Origin of the sequence: Corynebacterium hiratae (assembly GCF_009708045.1) — a bacterium.
GTDB lineage: Bacteria > Actinomycetota > Actinomycetes > Mycobacteriales > Mycobacteriaceae > Corynebacterium > Corynebacterium hiratae.
Genome location: NZ_VIOG01000005.1, coordinates 136,776 through 152,322 on the forward strand (window position 1 = coordinate 136,776; position 15,547 = coordinate 152,322).

Here is a 15,547-nt window from a genome sequence, read left to right on the forward strand (position 1 = left end):
GACATGTCAGACGTAGAACGCACTGAGTTTAAGCTGCCGGAGGGGATGGATCTGAGCTCGCCTCCGCAGCGAAACCAGGATGTGGACGCCACCGAACAGCAAGGCGAGCACGATATTGAGCGCTCGCTGCGCCCGAAATCCCTTGATGAATTCATCGGCCAGCCCAAGGTGCGCGAACAGCTATCGCTCGTGCTCAATGGTGCGAAAAACCGCGGGGTAACCCCGGACCACGTGTTGCTCTCCGGCCCGCCTGGGCTGGGCAAGACCACGATGGCGATGATTATCGCTCAAGAACTGGGAAGTTCCCTGCGCATGACGTCCGGCCCCGCACTGGAGCGGGCCGGAGACTTGGCCGCGATGCTGTCGAATCTCATGGAAGGTGACGTGCTCTTCATCGACGAAATTCACCGCATCGCCCGTCCCGCGGAAGAAATGCTCTACATGGCAATGGAGGATTTCCGCATCGATGTCATCGTGGGCAAGGGCCCGGGGGCGACCTCCATCCCGCTGGAAATCCCACCTTTTACTCTGGTGGGAGCGACGACGCGCGCGGGCATGCTGACTGGTCCGTTGCGTGACCGCTTCGGTTTCACCGCGCAGATGGAGTATTACGATACCGAGGACCTCACCCGAGTGATTACCCGAGCAGCGCGAATCTTGGAGGTTGATATCGACCAGGATGCCGCGGTGGAGATCGGCTCCCGATCGCGCGGGACGCCGCGTATTGCTAACCGGCTGTTGCGTCGTGTGCGCGACTATGCCGAGGTCAACGGAGATGGGCACATTAATGTGGCAGCTGCCCAGGCAGCGCTTCGGGTCTTCGACGTTGATGAACGTGGGCTGGACCGTCTTGACCGCGCGGTGCTCGAGGCCCTCATTAAGGGACACGGCGGTGGACCCGTGGGGGTTAATACGTTGGCTATTGCGGTGGGCGAGGAACCGTCAACCGTCGAGGAGGTCTGCGAACCCTACCTCGTGCGCGCCGGAATGATCTCCCGCACCGGGCGTGGCCGTGTTGCCACGGCAGCGGCCTGGCAGCACCTGGGCCTTGAGGCGCCCGAAGGAACTGTCGGCGGGACACTCTTCTAATCGTCCCGGCAATTGGCCGGGAGGCGGGCAGGTCTGGCACACTGGCCTTTTATGAACGGAACCCAACTTATTCTTCTCCTTGTTCTCGCCGTCCTCGTCATTTTGCCGAGCTTCATGTCCATGCGCGCGCAGCGCAAGCGCCAAGCGCAGATGAAGGAGCTCCAGTCCTCGTTGCGCCCAGGCTTAGACGTGATTACGGCCGGTGGCCTGCACGGAACCGTGGTGGAGGCCCGCGGTGAACAGGTTGATTTGCGAGTCAAGGACGGCACGGTGATGACCTTCGACACCATGGCCATCGTGCGCTCCGCGGAGCCGATTGCTTCCCAGAACGAAGCAGCGGCTGAGCCGGAGGAGGGTGAGGACGAACGCTTTCCGAAGCTCTAAAACAAGTTGCACTCGTCACACTGCGGGTGCCTCACCTTAAACCTGTTAAGGATTATGCCGGTCCATGACGTACGATGATGGACTGTGCTTTAGTCATGGTGGCGCCGCGACACTCAGCACGTGCGTGGCAGTGGCTGCCATGACCCATGATTTTTAGCCCTGTTCCTCACAACACAGGAGATCTTTGTGTCCGCTTCGAAACGTGGTGGCGTTAGCAGCCGTCAACGGCAATGGCCCAGACGAGCAATGGCGCTCTTTGTGCTCATCGTCATTGTGGTTTACGCCCTTATCTTCCTAACCGGCGATAAATCGCCGACTCCCAAGCTCGGCATTGATTTGCAGGGCGGTACGCGAGTAACCCTCGTTCCGCAGGGCGAAGACCCCACCCAGGATCAGCTGCAGCAGGCACGCAACATCCTGGAGCAGCGTGTCAACGGTATGGGCGTCTCCGGCTCTGAGGTCGTTATCAGCGGCTCTAGCCTGGTCATTACGGTGCCGGGCGAAGACGCTTCCCAGGCGCAGGCTGTAGGCCAAACCTCGCAGCTGCTGTTCCGCCCAGTGGGTGAACAGCCGATGCCGGACTTGGACAAGCTTGAAAAGACCATGACGGATATGGCGAACCGCTGGGTCAAGTTCGGCGTCGTGGCACCGGAGCAGGCGAATGACGCACTGGCCTCTATCCACGACGCGCTTAACCAGAGCGCCGATGCTGCCCAGGGTGAGGATAAGAAGGAAGAAAACAAGGACGCGAAGAAGTCTCCGGCCCCGACCGTGAGCGAAAAGCCGCTTCCGGACCCAGCAAACTCTCTGGAAGAAACCGAACGTCGCGACCAGGTTAACGAGGTTCTTCTCAAGGACCGTCAGTCCGAGGATCCCACCGTTCAAACCGCGGCCCTGGGCCTGATGCGGTGCGATGCCGATTCCGATCCGCTGGCCGGCACGGACGATCCGGCAAAGCCGCTCGTGGCGTGTGACTACTCGAACCAGCAGCCCTATATCCTGATGCCGGCTCCGCTGCTGGATGGCATTGAGGATCCACACGGTACCCGCCTGACCGGTAACGAAATCGATACCCAATCCCCAATTCAGGGCGGTCTCAACGGCCAAACCGGCCAGATGGAGATCAGCTTCGCATTCAAGACTGGCGACGGCCCCAACGGCTCTCAGACGTGGTCCACCCTGACGCAGGAGTACCTGCAGAAGCAGGTGGCCATCACTCTTGACTCCGCCGTTATTTCCGCACCGGTTATCCAGGGTGCGACTCCGGTGGGTTCTGCCACGTCCATCACGGGTGATTTCACGCAGGAAGAAGCCCAGAACTTGGCCAACAACCTCCGCTACGGTGCGCTCCCGTTGTCCTTTACGGGCGCTAACGGCGAGCCGGGCGGAACGGTGGAAACCGTGCCTCCGTCACTGGGTAAGGCAGCTCTTGAGGCAGCGCTTATTGCGGGTATTGTCGGCCTGATTTTGGTCTCCCTGTATTCCATCTACTACTTCCGCGCACTGTCCGCCGTGGCCTTGCTGGTGCTCATCGCCACCTGTGTCCTGCTCTATGGCGCTCTGGTTCTGTTGGGCCGGTGGATTGGCTACTCGCTGGACCTGTCCGGCATGGCGGGCTTGGTCATCGGTATCGGCGCCACGGCTGACTCGTTCGTGGTCTACTACGAGCGCATGAAGGATGAGCTCTTGGGCGGCCGCACATTCCGCTCCGCTACCCGCACGGGTTGGGAACGCTCCCGTGCAACGATCGTCACGGGTAAGGCAGTTACCCTGATCGGTTCCGTCGTGGTCTACTTCCTGTCCATCGGTGCGGTCAAGGGATTTGCCTTCACCATGGGGCTGACCACGATCTTCGACCTCGTCGTATCCTTCCTGATCATGGCACCGCTCATGCAGCTCCTCGGCAGCCGCCCGGCCTTCGCTAAACCATCCATGAATGGCCTTGGTGGCATCTACAACCTTGTGGAGGAGCGCCGTGAACGCGGCTTTTATGCCAAACCGGCCAAGAACCCCGTTGCTACCGCTGCGGATGAGGAGAAGTAAACATGGCTGTCGAAACCACTAACCGCAAGATTTCCCGCTTTGACCGTCTCTACGTGGACGGCAGCGGATTCGACTTCGTGGGCCGGGCCAAAACCTGGTACACCATCGCCGGCGTGCTGCTCATCGCGTCCATTTTGGCCATTGCGCTCCGCGGCTTTAACTTGTCCCTTGACTTTGAAGGCGGTACGAAGCTCAACATGCCGGCGGGAGACCTCAGCACCGAGCAGGTGGAGGAAACCTTTACGGATGCCACCGGTGTCACACCGGAGCTGGTGCAGATTGTGGGCGCCGGTTCCTCGGAGACATTGGAAATCACCTCCGAGCGCCTGTCCCAGGATCAGGTGAATCAGGCACGCCAGGCCATCTTTGAAGAGTTCCAAGTCAAGGATGAAAACGGCAAGCCCAGCCCGGACGCGATCGGTTCTTCGACGGTCTCGGAATCGTGGGGTGCGTCGATTACCAAGCGAATGGTCATCGCCATGGCGGTCTTCCTGGTGCTCGCCACTATCTACGTGGCGGTTCGCCTGCAGCGTGATATGGCTTTTGCCGCCATCCTCGCCCTTATCTTTGACGGTGTTTTCATCTCGGGTATCTACGCCCTCTTCGGAATTGAGGTTTCACCGGCGGTCATTATCGGCCTGCTGACCGTGCTTACTTTCTCCCTCTACGACTCCGTCATTGTCTTTGACAAGGTCGACGAAAACACGACTGGGCTGGAGGGCCAGCGCAAGAAGACCTATGCCGATCTCACCAACCTAGCCATCAACCAGACCGTGATGCGTTCTATCTCTACCTCGGTCATTTCCGCGCTGCCGATTATCGCCTTGTTCATCGTCGCTGTGTGGCTGATGGGTATCGGTACCCTGCGCGATCTGGCCTTAGTCCAGTTCATCGGCGTTATCGAGGGCGTCTTTTCTTCCATCTTCCTCGCAACGACGCTGCTGGTGACATTGTCGAACCAGCGCAAGAGCGTCAAGAAGCATAACGCTGAGGTCGCCGCTTATCGGGCGGAAGGCGGGGACGCAGACGACGCCGACGATGATTCTCCGAAGCCCGCGCGCACTGTGGTATCCCCGGCAGCAGTTTCCCCATCCACGGCCTCCGAGCCAGCAACGAAGCCGCGCGGCGAGGAGTCCGGTGGCGCGTCCTGGCGCCCTGGGCGCTAAATCGTGCGCGCCTCATTAGTCGCGGCACTGCTCGCTGTTGCTCTTACCGTTTCCGCGTGCGGAGCGAAGGAGGACAAGGCAGGCAAGGATGTCCCGCCGCCGCGCTTCGCAGTGCTGAGCGACGCCCGAATCGCTACCAGCAATGCGGCTTCTGCCTGGGGCGAAGCTGCGGGCGCCGCACAGCTTGCCAGCCGCGTGTTCCCTGCGTTGTACGTGCCAGGCCCAGCTGGGCAAATGGTTCCGAACTCGGATCTGGCAGATGCTGAGTACGTTCCGGCCGAGAGCGAGGGCGTTGGCGCTCGTGTGGACTTCACGCTCACGGAACAGGCACGCTTTGCCGACGGCGAACCGGTGACGTGCGATGACTACCTTTTGGCATATACCGCCGGGCAGTTGAGCGAAACCTTTGGCTCTCACCTCCCGCTGGCGGAAGACATAGCCGAGATGGAGTGTGCACCGCATAGCAAGAAGTTCACCGTCTGGTTTAACCCAGATGCTGGTTCGCGCTGGCGCTACCTGTTTGGGACGGGCACGGTGGTGCCCGCCCACGCGTTAGCTAAGCGAGCAGGGCTTAGCATGGAGGAGCTCAACGCGGCGCTTCACGCCTACGACGTGACGACCTTGCAGCCTGTGGCGGAGGCGTGGCGCGAGGGGTTTTCTACCGAACCAGGCCGTTTCGATCCCGAGCTACAGATTTCCTTTGGTCCTTACAGCATTGATCGCGTCGAGGACGACGGCGCCATCGTACTCACCGCCAACGACAACTACTACGGCGACAAGCCGTCGCTGAAGGAGATCGTCATGCTGCCGAACACGGCGGATGCGGCTGCATTTGTGGCCTCGGACGAGTTGCGCGTGGCCGAGTCACCTACCGCGGCACCGTCGTGGCTGAATCGGGACGCAGAAGGAAAACCGGTCGACGTTAACTCCGTTGCGGGAGGCATGACCGATACTCTGGTTTTCTCCGAAGCCGGCACCTTCGCGCAGCCGTGGGCACGCGCCGCTTTCGCTGCCTGCGTCGATGCACAACGCATGGCAGAAGTTTCCGCAAAGGAATCCGGCGTGGAGGTACCCGCCGTCTCCGTGCGGACAGTGAGCACCAGTGATTCGGTGGCATCACACATGGCGTCGCTCACCACAGTCCCTGTAGACACCGCCACTGCTTCCGGCCTCGCTGGCTATACGGTCGGCGTCGGATACCTGGCACCTAACCCGCGCTATAAAGCGATGGTGGAGGAGCTACGCGCAGCCTGCGAACCAGCCGGGATTACGGTGGAGGATCGTTCGGGGGATCGTGTATCCCGTGCCCAACTGGACGCCGACCCCTCGACGGGGTTGCCGGAGATCGACGTCTACCTTGGAGCCGTAGACCCGATGCGGGAGTATTCCGCGCCCACTGCCAGTGTGAAGAACGCTGCGGCTTTACGCACACTGGAACAAGAGCTTTGGGAGGAGCTGCCGTCTATTCCCATCGCCGCGCAGCCCCGAACCTTCATCGTTGATCGCGCTGTGACTGGCGTGGTGCCCTACACTGGCCCTGCGGGTATCGGGTGGAATCTCGACCGCTGGGGCTATACCCGAAATGAAGCAACCGAAACAAAGGAAGAGTCGTGAGCGAGATTTACGTCGCAGCAGCACAAGCCCTGAAAGACAAGGTTCGCCTTGTCCCGGATTTCCCGGAGGAAGGAATCCTTTTCGAGGACCTGACTCCGGTGTTGGCCGATGCTGAATCCTTCGCCGCCGTTGTCGATGGCTTGGCTGAGGCCTGCAAGGAGCTCGGTGCTGACATGATCGGCGGCCTCGATGCGCGCGGATTCCTGTTGGGTTCAGCCGTCGCGTACAAGTTGGGGGTAGGTATTTTGGCCATTCGCAAGAAAGGCAAGCTGCCGCCACCGGTGCTGACCCAGGAGTACGAGCTGGAGTACGGTACCGCCGCGCTGGAGATCCCTAACAGCGGCATAGACATCAAGGGCAAGCGCATTGTGCTTGTCGACGACGTCCTCGCCACCGGCGGCACTCTCCACGGCGCTACCTTGCTCCTGGAGTCCGCAGGAGCAGAGGTCGTGGGCAATGTCGTGGTTCTGGAGGTTCAGGGACTGGAGGGCCGCGAGCGCCTGGAAGGTTCTCCGCTGATTGTGCTCAACCAGATGGGGACAAAGGACTAAGGTTGTATGCCTAAGCTACTTCGCGGAGGCAGACATGACGACTGAAAAGCAGGACAAGACTGCATGGCGGCCAGGCGGCGTCCGCGGCATGTCCGCCCGCCTGGCTCGTTCGCTGACGGGCGGCAGAGTAAAGATCAATCCGGCGCTCGACCCGCTGATGTCCATTCACCGGGAGTTTCACCCGAAGGCCGACGCGGAACTACTCAACAACGCCTACACCACGGCACAGCGTCTGCACGAAGGCGTTTTCCGCAAGTCCGGTGAGCCATACATCACGCACCCGCTGGCGGTAGCCACCATCGCCGCGGAGATAGGTATGGATACCACGACCGTCGCAGCAGCGTTGCTGCATGACACGGTGGAGGATACCGACTACTCGCTCGAGGATCTGACTCGTGATTTTGGTCCTGAGGTGGCTCGCCTTGTCGATGGTGTTACGAAGCTCGACAAGGTTGCACTCGGCGCCGCTGCGGAAGCGGAAACGATCCGCAAGATGATTGTGGCAATGGCTACCGATCCGCGCGTGTTGGTTATCAAGGTGTGCGACCGTCTCCACAACATGCGCACGATGCGCTTCCTCCCACCGGAGAAGCAGGCGAAGAAGGCACGCCAGACTCTCGACGTCATCGCGCCGCTGGCTCACCGCCTCGGAATGGCCAGCGTCAAATGGGAACTTGAGGATTTGGCCTTTGCCATCCTGTACCCGAAGAAGTACGACGAAATCGTACGCATGGTGGCCGACCGTGCACCCTCGCGCGATCGAGCGCTCAAAGAAATCAAGGCTCAGGTTAGCCAGGCGCTGAAGGCCAACGGCATCGAGGCCGAGGTGATGGGCCGCCCGAAGCACTACTGGTCGATTTACCAGAAGATGATTGTGCGCGGACGTGACTTCGCTGAGATTTTTGATCTCGTCGGTATTCGCATCCTTGTCGATGACATTAATTCTTGCTACGCGGCGATCGGCGTGGTGCACTCGCTGTACCAGGCTCTTCCGGGGCGCTTCAAGGACTACATCTCCTCACCACGCTTCGGCGTGTACCAATCGCTGCATACCACCGTAATTGCGGAGGGCGGATCCACCCTTGAGGTGCAGGTGCGCACGCACGAGATGCACTACAACGCGGAGTTCGGTGTGGCGGCGCACTGGCGTTACAAGGAAACCAAGGGCAAGAATTCCGGCCACCAGGAAGAAGTCGACCAGATGGCGTGGATGCGTCAGCTTCTGGATTGGCAAAAGGAAGCAGCTGATCCCAATGAGTTCCTAGACTCCTTGCGCTATGACCTGACCGCCAAGCAGATCTTTGCGTTTACGCCGAAGGGCGACGTGGTGAACCTGCCTGCTGGTTCCACCCCCGTAGACTTTGCCTACGCTGTGCACACCGAGGTGGGGCACAGGTGTATCGGCGCCAAGGTTAACGGCAAGCTCGTGGCCCTAGAGTCTGAACTCAAGTCCGGTGACAAGGTGGAAATTTTCACCTCCAAGGACCCGAACGCAGGACCGTCGCGGGATTGGCAGGAGTTCCTGGTATCGCCCCGGGCGAAGACGAAGGTGCGGCAGTGGTTTGCCAAAGAACGCCGTGAAGAGCATCTTGAAGCCGGGCGCGATGCCCTGGCCGCTGAGGTGCAGCGCGGTGGTTTGCCCATGCACCGCTTGTTCACCGCCAGCTCGATGAAGCAGGTGGCCGAGCAGCTGCACTATCCCGACGTGGATGCGTTGTACACCGCTATCGGCGCGGGCCACGTATCGGCGCAGCACGTTGCTAATCAGCTCATGGCTCTCTTTGGGGACCAAGACGATGCAGTCGATGCCTTGGCCTCGCGGACCCCGCTGAGTGAGCTGGAGAACTCCCGCGCGCAGCATACGAAGGATTCCGCATCCGGCACCGGCATTCTGGTGGAGGGAAGCCCAGACGTCATGGCGAAGCTGGCGAAGTGCTGCCAGCCCGTGCCAGGAGACGCCATCTTTGGCTTCGTTACCCGCGGCGGTGGGGTGTCTGTGCACCGTGCTGACTGCACCAACGCTGAAAAGCTGAAGTCCGAGCCGGAGCGCATGATGCAGGTGGAGTGGGCCGGTGGGCCGAAGTCTTCTGGTGCTTTCTCCGCAACGCTGCAACTTGAGGCCATCGACCGCCAGGGCCTGCTCTTTGAGCTGACTCGTATCTTCAGCGAGCAGAGCCTCAACGTGCTGTCGATGACGTCCAACCGCGGCGATGACCACATCGCGACCGTTCGCTTTACCTTCTCGGTGTCCGATACCAAGCAGCTGGGGCAGCTCATGACGACGCTGCGCAACACCGAAGGCGTCTTCGACGTCTATCGCGTCACCGCCTAGGCGAACTGAAGCCCACGGCTAAACCACCACCCCCTCAACCGGGGGTGTGTGGTTGAACGCTGGGTAGCGCAGGGATGAAAACGGGGAAGACACTAGGTGAACCTGCAGGTGGCAGCGTTAGCGATCCCTGCGCCACCGTGATGGATGCGTTATAAACGCGTGGACAAGATTCCTCTCATCTTCAGGAGTACCACGTGAATTTCCGCCGCTTTGGCCAGCTGTTGGCCGCCACCACAGTCACCGCCGTTGCCGTCTCCGGCGCACCTGCCTTCGCCGCTGAGGCCGACCAGGTGACCATCTCCGTCACCAACTTCACCGACTTCCACGGCCACCTTGAGCTGGCCGAAAACTTTGACAAGGAATCCGAGGAACTGGTTGGTTACTCCGAGATGGGCGCTGCTCGCATGGCTGCGCTCATCAAGGCCGTCAACAAGGACCAGGAGTACGCCTTGACCTCCTCCGGTGATAACGTTGGCGGTTCCGCTTTCGTGTCTGCGATTTCTGAGGACAAGTACACCAACGAGGCCCTCAATGCTATGAATCTCGATGTCACGGCCGTGGGCAACCACGAGTTCGACAAGGGCGATAAGGATCTTATGGGCCGTATCAAGGACCAGTCCAACTTCCCGATCCTGGGCGCCAACGTCACCAAGGATGGCAAGCCCTTGCTCGATGCTTCCTTCGTCAAGGAGGTAGACGGCGTGAAGGTGGGCTTCGTTGGTACCGTCACTGAGAACACCAAGTACAAGGTGTCTGCTGCGTCCATCCCGGGCGTCGAGTTCTCCGACCCGGTCGAGGCCACCAATAAGGAAGCCAGCCGACTGAAGGAATCCGGCGAGGCCGAGGTTGTTGTGGCGCTCATGCACGAGGATGCTCAGCAGTTCGCTGAGGGCTTCAACAAGGATGTGGACATCCTCTTTGGCGGTGATACTCACGTCAAGACCCAGGGCGAGGTTGCCCGTGAGGGCGCATTGCCGCTGTACTGGGCACAGGGCTACGAGTACGGCAAGGTGCTTAACGACGCCGACATCACCTTCGACAAGGCCGAGAAGAAGATCACCAAGATTGATCTCAAGCAGTACGACGTGGCCGACGCAGAGGTCTTCGCCCAGCTGCAGGGCCTCGAAGACGACCCCGAGGTAGCTAAGGTCGTCGAGGAAGCAAAGAAAGTAGCGGAGATTGAGGGTGCCAAGACTGCTGGTACCACCGAGAAGGCCATGTACCGCGGCTCCGATGAGGGCAAGGACACCGGTTCCAACCGCGGTGTGGAGTCCACCCTTAACAACTTCATTGCGGAAGGTCAGCGCTACGCTCTAGCCAAGCCGGCGGGCAAGGACATCGAAATTGGCGTCATGAACGCGGGCGGTGTGCGCGCCGACCTCAAGGAAGGTGACGTTACATACCAGGACATCTTTGCTGTTCAGCCTTTCGGAAACTCCGTGATTACCGCTGAGGTCAGCGGAGCTGACTTCATCACCGCACTGGAAAACCAGTGGAAGCCTGGCCAGTCCCGCCCACGTCTGGCTCTAGGCCTGTCCAACAATGTCACCGTTGTCTACGACCAGAAGGCTGAGCAAGGCAAGCGTGTTAAGTCCGTCACCATTAACGGTGAACCGATTGACCCGAACAAGAATTACAGCATTGCTCTGTCCTCCTTCCTCGCATCCAGCGATACGGAAGCAGGCGGCGATGGCTTCTTCGAGCCCGGTTCCATCAAGAACCGCAATGACGTTGGCCACATGGACACCCAGGCGATGATTGACTACATTGCGTCCGGAGAGTCCAAGGTCCGCACCGGCCAGGGTCAGATCGGTGCTCACATTGAGGGGGACCTGAAGCCGGGCAGCGAGATTACCATTGACCTGTCTTCCCTGAACTACTCCAACGCTGAGGAGCCGCAGGCTAAGAAGGTCACCGTTGCACTGGGTGACGCTAAGGCTGAGGCAGGCATTGATAACGCAGCACAGCCGGGTGATGAGCAGTTTGGCGAGCGTGGCCGCGCAACCGTCAAGCTCACCATCCCGGAGGGCCTAGAGGGCGAGCAGAAGCTGTCCATCACCACGGATGCTGGTACTAAGGCTGTCCTGCCTATCACCCTTGAGGGCGCGGGTAATGACGAGGATCCGAAGGGCAATGGCTCCAACAAGGATGTAGCGTCCTCCGTCGGCCTGGGCGTGGGGATCACCGTAGCGATTGCCGCTGCCATTGCCGCTGTGATTGGCGCTATTAACCTGCCAGCAGGCGCGCTACCGGCTCCGGTACAGCAGATGATTGAGCAGCTGCGCAAGCAGTTCAACATCTAGTCAGTCTCGTTCCTAAAGCCCGCACTGAGGTGCGGGCTTTTCGCATGCGGAAGGTATGGTGGGAAGCTGTGGATACACTGAGGCTATTTGGACGCGAGGCAATGTATCAGCTCGGCATCGAGCCTCACCGCATCCCGGTGGTGATGTTCGCAACGCTGGGTATTTACTTGGCTTTCATGCTCTTGGTCAAACTCTTTGGCAGCCGTGTGCTGACATCTATCACTGCCTCAGATGCTGTCATCATCATTATGTTTGGCGCGGTCTCGGGACGCGTCATCGTAGGCAACCCACCCACGCTTGCCGCCGGCATCATCGGACTGTTTACGCTCATGTTGTTGGAGGCCGCTTTCGGCACCTTCAGGCAGCTAGTGAGGTGGTCGAGGTTCATTGACCGAAAACCGGTCCTTTTGGTGTACAAGGGGGAACTGCAAGAGGACAACATGCATTTTGCGCACATCACCGAGAGGGATATCAATTCCGCTGTGCGCAAGGCGGGGCTCGGACGGCGTAGCGACGTCCAGCTTATGATTCTGGAACCGACTGGTCAGATTTCGGTCATCCGCCGTGGCCAGCTTGTCGACGCTTCAGTGTTTAAGGATATCCTCGGCGCCGAGCGCATCGAAGAAGTCGAAGAAGACTCGCAAAAGGGTAGCCAATAGATTCTCGCCAGCTGTTAGACCTGCTAACCACTGTGAAGGTTGGAGTCCTGGAGGACGTGCCGAGACACCTTTCTCCATTCCACACGAGAGCGCGAGCCTCATGGGGTGGGGACCAGACTGCCCTACGTGACGAAAACGTAGCCCGATCCCCGGGGCGGGAGGAAAAACTTTGGCAACTAAGGCAGCACGTCCAGGGCAGCAGTGTCTAGGGCAGTAACGGTCAAACGGGGGATGGCCAGCCCGCAAAACGAAAAATCTCCTCCGGCGCGTTGAACGCGGGAGGAGACTTACGTGCTTGCGGCTTAGTTGCCAGCGAGCTTGTCGCCGAGACGCAATGCGTCATCCATGGCGCCGATGATGGAGGTGATAACCTTGATCCACTCGCGGATCTCCTTCGGGCTGACGTTGCCCTCATCGTCGGAGGAGAGAGCGAAGAATGCAGCGGAGGAGCTATCGTTCTCGACCGGAGCAGCGGAAGCAACAGCGGTGCCGGAGAAGGTGATGGTCGCAGCGGTAGCAACGGCAACGAGGGACTTACGGGAGAAGAACTTCATGGTGGAGTGTCCTAATCTTTGGAGAGGGTGGAAAGAGAAACCGAATTACTTCGCGTTAGGAGCGAAGTTCTTCTGGTAGAAGGCGAAGACGGTGCCCAGAGCGCCGATGATGGCGGTGAAGACTGCGATCCAGTCGCGGATCTCAGACGGCTTCATGTCGGTGATGGAGGAACCCTCAGAGTCGTTGGAGGAGGAAGAAGAGGACTCCTCTTCCTTCTCCTTGTCGTTCTCGGACTCGGAGTTGTCGGTCTCCTTGTTGTTGTCCGTGGTGGACTCGGAGTTGTCGGTCTCCTTGTTGTTGTCCGTGGTGGTCTCGGAGTCTGCGGACTCGTTGGTTACGACTGCGGTGTCCTCAGCGGTGTCCTCAGCGGAAGCAACGGACACGCCGGACAGGGAAACGGTTGCAGCGGTAGCGGCAGCAACAAGGGCCTTACGGGAGAAGAACTTCATTCTCGTTCCTTAAGATCTCGGGAATTTCAAAGACCTCACAGATGCTACTGAGACATTGTGCGATTTGCAAGAGATTTGGCAATTAGTTGGTGAGTCTGTGTATCTGCTGGCCGCCGTATGTGAGCTGGGGATATTAAACAGAGGTGCCTGTGGTGGGTGAGTGGTTTGCCAAATGAACTGCTCAAGGCTAAGAAATTCTTAGTACCGGGCGGGGTGGGGCGGAGTGGTAAAGAAATAGCCCCGCTCGCTGAACGCGAGTGGGGCTAGTCACCGTAAAGGGGGTAAAACTTATCCCTCGATGGTTGCCTTGGTGATGCGCACCTCTTCGGCAGGCTCTCCGTCAGACTGTCCATCCTTGACGCCCTTAGCAGCGATAGCGTCGATGGTCTTCTGACCCTTCTCCGTCAAATCACCAAAGTAGGTGTAGGAGGGAGGAAGCGTCGAGTCCTTGTAGTTAATGAAGAACTGCGAACCGTTGGTATCTTCGCCGGCGTTAGCCATCGCGATGGAGCCCTTCGGGTACAGGGCAGGCTGGGCCATTGCGGCATCGTCAGACTCATCGGTGGGGTACTCGTTGGCAAACTGGAAGCCCGGTCCACCGGCACCCTTGCCGGTCGGGTCGCCACACTGCAGAACGAAGATGGTGCCATCGGTCATGCGGTGGCACACGGTGTCGTCATAGTACTTGGCCGAAATCATGTCCGTGATTGCATTGACGGTACACGGAGCCAGAGAACGGTCGAGGGTCATCTCGATGTCGCCCTGCTTGGTGGCGAAGTTGACGGTCACCTCACCCTTGGCTGGAACGTCCTTGCCGTTAGGCGTAGGCACCTCACGGGAGGCGTCACCTGCCTCTGGGTATTCACAGGTCACGGTGTTACCCAGCGGTGTGGCACGCTTGCCGGTCAAAGGCTCGGCGGTGGGGGCTTCGGTTGTGGTCTCCGCGGCCGAGCTCTCCTCGGCCTGAATCTCCTCTTCCTCCGACGAGCGGGTAGCCAAGAACCAGATTCCGCCGACGAGGGCAATAATGACGACGGCTGCCATCACAACAACGCCAAGTGGGCGGCTCTTCTGTTTACGGTCGCGGGACTTCAGCTCGCGATCGAGCTGGTTGAGCGCATCATCCAAGCGCTGGCTGTTAGTAGACACCTACGTTTCCTCCACTGTGGTGGTTCACAACTTTCGACTCACCTATCCTAACCGCACCGTCCTACATCATGGCGCGACGCCCCGCGCGTCAGTACGCTTGGGTGCCATGGCTACAACGAATTTTCAGAATGAACCCGTCGAAACCAACGCCGAGCTGCCCAAGGTAGGTGAGGTCCTGCCGGGCTTCACCCTTGTCGGTACCGATCTGGCAGAGCTGACCAAGGCAGACTTCGCTGGCAAGCGCCTAGTTGTTTCATGCTTCCCTTCCGTAGACACTGGTGTGTGCGCGGCGCAGCTGCGCAAGTTCAACGAGGAGGCGGCTGGACTGGAGAACACTGTTGTTCTTTCCGTCTCCCGCGACCTGCCGTTCGCGCAGGAGCGTTTCTGTGCGGCCGAGGGCATTGAGAATGTCGTCAGCGCCTCTGACTTCCGCTCTGATTTCGCGGATAAGCTGGGCCTCGTGCTGGAGGGCTCCCCGCTCAAGGGCCTGTTCGCCCGCGCCGTCATCGTCACCGACGAGGACCACAAGGTGACCTACACCGAGCTGGTTCCGGAGGTCACGACTGAGCCGGACTACGACGCAGCTTTGGCAGCCCTCAAGTAATGAGCGCTCCCGAAATCTACGGTTTCGCCGCCGGGCCCTATAAAACCAACACTTATGTGGTGGCTAACGGATCCCGGGCGTTCATCGTGGACCCAGGGATGCACACGCGCGAGAAGCTCGAGCAGCTCGCGCGTGAGAAGTCCTTGGAGTTTGAGGCCGTCGTGCTCACTCACGGTCACATTGACCACACACGAGATGCTGCCGAGTTCGATCTACCGGTCTACATCCACCCGGATGACGCGTTCATGCTCGTGGATGGCTCCGGTGTGTCTCCCGAATCGCAGATGCTCTTTGCTGCCGCCTCCATGAAGCAGGTAGCGGACCGCCGCGACTTGATCGGTGGAGAAACGTTGAATCTGGTTGGCCTTGAGCTCAAGCTGCTCCATGCACCAGGTCACTCGCCCGGATGCGTCATTCTCGTGGCTGAGGGGGTTGCCCTAACGGGCGACGTGCTGTTTAAGGGTTCCATCGGGCGCACCGACTTGCCGCACTCCGACCACGCCGCGATGCAGCGTTCCTTGCGCGGCCCGGTGTGGGGCCTCGATGACTCCCTCGCTATCTTGCCGGGCCATGGCCCGACCACGACGATGCGCCGTGAACGTGCGACTAATCCGTTTCTGCGTGCAGCGGGGGATGTACTCTAAAGGGC

At 59.8% G+C, this 15,547-nt stretch carries 14 protein-coding genes; 11 read left to right on the forward strand and 3 right to left on the reverse strand.

Annotated elements, in window-relative coordinates:
* Window positions 1-3: 3 nt before the first annotated feature.
* The 9 genes from ruvB to FME68_RS05975 all read left to right on the forward strand — a co-directional run bounded on the left by ruvB (window position 4) and on the right by FME68_RS05975 (window position 12,141).
* Window positions 4-1,089, forward strand: coding sequence for a Holliday junction branch migration DNA helicase RuvB (gene ruvB, locus FME68_RS05935; protein ID WP_049154902.1), 1,086 nt, complete (start codon window positions 4-6; stop codon window positions 1,087-1,089).
* A gap of 51 nt (window positions 1,090-1,140) precedes the next feature.
* Window positions 1,141-1,473, forward strand: a complete 333-nt coding sequence (gene yajC / locus FME68_RS05940; protein ID WP_046648149.1) for a preprotein translocase subunit YajC — start codon at window positions 1,141-1,143, stop codon at window positions 1,471-1,473.
* A 246-nt stretch (window positions 1,474-1,719) separates the two neighbouring features.
* Window positions 1,720-3,516 (forward strand): protein translocase subunit SecD, encoded by a 1,797-nt coding sequence (gene secD / locus FME68_RS05945; RefSeq protein WP_158396681.1) that lies wholly within the window; start codon window positions 1,720-1,722, stop codon window positions 3,514-3,516.
* A gap of 2 nt (window positions 3,517-3,518) precedes the next feature.
* Window positions 3,519-4,682 (forward strand): protein translocase subunit SecF, encoded by a 1,164-nt coding sequence (gene secF / locus FME68_RS05950; RefSeq protein WP_158396596.1) that lies wholly within the window; start codon window positions 3,519-3,521, stop codon window positions 4,680-4,682.
* A gap of 3 nt (window positions 4,683-4,685) precedes the next feature.
* Complete coding sequence (locus FME68_RS05955; protein ID WP_328287739.1) at window positions 4,686-6,296, forward strand: ABC transporter substrate-binding protein; 1,611 nt, start codon at window positions 4,686-4,688, stop codon at window positions 6,294-6,296.
* Window positions 6,293-6,847, forward strand: a complete 555-nt coding sequence (locus tag FME68_RS05960; RefSeq protein WP_046648146.1) for an adenine phosphoribosyltransferase — start codon at window positions 6,293-6,295, stop codon at window positions 6,845-6,847. Before FME68_RS05955 ends, FME68_RS05960 begins: the two co-directional genes overlap by 4 nt.
* 34 nt (window positions 6,848-6,881) lie before the next feature.
* Window positions 6,882-9,179, forward strand: coding sequence for a RelA/SpoT family protein (locus FME68_RS05965; protein WP_046648145.1), 2,298 nt, complete (start codon window positions 6,882-6,884; stop codon window positions 9,177-9,179).
* A gap of 194 nt (window positions 9,180-9,373) precedes the next feature.
* Window positions 9,374-11,482, forward strand: coding sequence for a bifunctional metallophosphatase/5'-nucleotidase (locus FME68_RS05970; protein ID WP_328287740.1), 2,109 nt, complete (start codon window positions 9,374-9,376; stop codon window positions 11,480-11,482).
* Window positions 11,483-11,550: 68 nt separating this feature from the next.
* Complete coding sequence (locus FME68_RS05975; protein WP_439329286.1) at window positions 11,551-12,141, forward strand: DUF421 domain-containing protein; 591 nt, start codon at window positions 11,551-11,553, stop codon at window positions 12,139-12,141.
* Between the two features lie 302 nt (window positions 12,142-12,443).
* Here FME68_RS05975 and FME68_RS05980 read toward each other — a convergent pair whose 3' ends face one another.
* The 3 genes from FME68_RS05980 to FME68_RS05990 all read right to left on the reverse strand — a co-directional run bounded on the left by FME68_RS05980 (window position 12,444) and on the right by FME68_RS05990 (window position 14,294).
* Window positions 12,444-12,695, reverse strand: a complete 252-nt coding sequence (locus FME68_RS05980) for a hypothetical protein (RefSeq protein WP_046648585.1) — start codon at window positions 12,693-12,695, stop codon at window positions 12,444-12,446.
* Window positions 12,696-12,740: 45 nt separating this feature from the next.
* Window positions 12,741-13,145, reverse strand: coding sequence for a hypothetical protein (locus FME68_RS05985; protein ID WP_144012917.1), 405 nt, complete (start codon window positions 13,143-13,145; stop codon window positions 12,741-12,743).
* 288 nt (window positions 13,146-13,433) lie between these two features.
* Window positions 13,434-14,294, reverse strand: coding sequence for a peptidylprolyl isomerase (locus tag FME68_RS05990; RefSeq protein ID WP_328287741.1), 861 nt, complete (start codon window positions 14,292-14,294; stop codon window positions 13,434-13,436).
* Window positions 14,295-14,400: 106 nt separating this feature from the next.
* On the opposite strand from FME68_RS05990, the gene tpx reads away from it, so the two are divergent.
* Both tpx and FME68_RS06000 read left to right on the forward strand, forming a co-directional pair.
* On the forward strand, window positions 14,401-14,898 hold the full coding sequence (gene tpx, locus FME68_RS05995; protein WP_158396598.1) for a thiol peroxidase: 498 nt from the start codon (window positions 14,401-14,403) through the stop codon (window positions 14,896-14,898).
* Window positions 14,898-15,542, forward strand: coding sequence for an MBL fold metallo-hydrolase (locus FME68_RS06000; protein WP_046648577.1), 645 nt, complete (start codon window positions 14,898-14,900; stop codon window positions 15,540-15,542). Before tpx ends, FME68_RS06000 begins: the two co-directional genes overlap by 1 nt.
* The last annotated feature ends 5 nt before the right edge of the window (window positions 15,543-15,547 follow it).

What these genes read in the sequence shown, in the direction of transcription:
- ruvB (WP_049154902.1), top strand. Translation starts at nt 4, where the DNA reads ATGTCAGACGTAGAACGCACTGAGTTTAAGCTGCCGGAGGGGATGGAT.
- yajC (WP_046648149.1), top strand. Translation starts at nt 1,141, where the DNA reads ATGAACGGAACCCAACTTATTCTTCTCCTTGTTCTCGCCGTCCTCGTC.
- secD (WP_158396681.1), top strand. Translation starts at nt 1,720, where the DNA reads ATGGCGCTCTTTGTGCTCATCGTCATTGTGGTTTACGCCCTTATCTTC.
- secF (WP_158396596.1), top strand. Translation starts at nt 3,519, where the DNA reads ATGGCTGTCGAAACCACTAACCGCAAGATTTCCCGCTTTGACCGTCTC.
- FME68_RS05965 (WP_046648145.1), top strand. Translation starts at nt 6,882, where the DNA reads ATGACGACTGAAAAGCAGGACAAGACTGCATGGCGGCCAGGCGGCGTC.
- FME68_RS05980 (WP_046648585.1), bottom strand. Translation starts at nt 12,695, where the DNA reads ATGAAGTTCTTCTCCCGTAAGTCCCTCGTTGCCGTTGCTACCGCTGCG.
- FME68_RS05985 (WP_144012917.1), bottom strand. Translation starts at nt 13,145, where the DNA reads ATGAAGTTCTTCTCCCGTAAGGCCCTTGTTGCTGCCGCTACCGCTGCA.
- tpx (WP_158396598.1), top strand. Translation starts at nt 14,401, where the DNA reads ATGGCTACAACGAATTTTCAGAATGAACCCGTCGAAACCAACGCCGAG.
- FME68_RS06000 (WP_046648577.1), top strand. Translation starts at nt 14,898, where the DNA reads ATGAGCGCTCCCGAAATCTACGGTTTCGCCGCCGGGCCCTATAAAACC.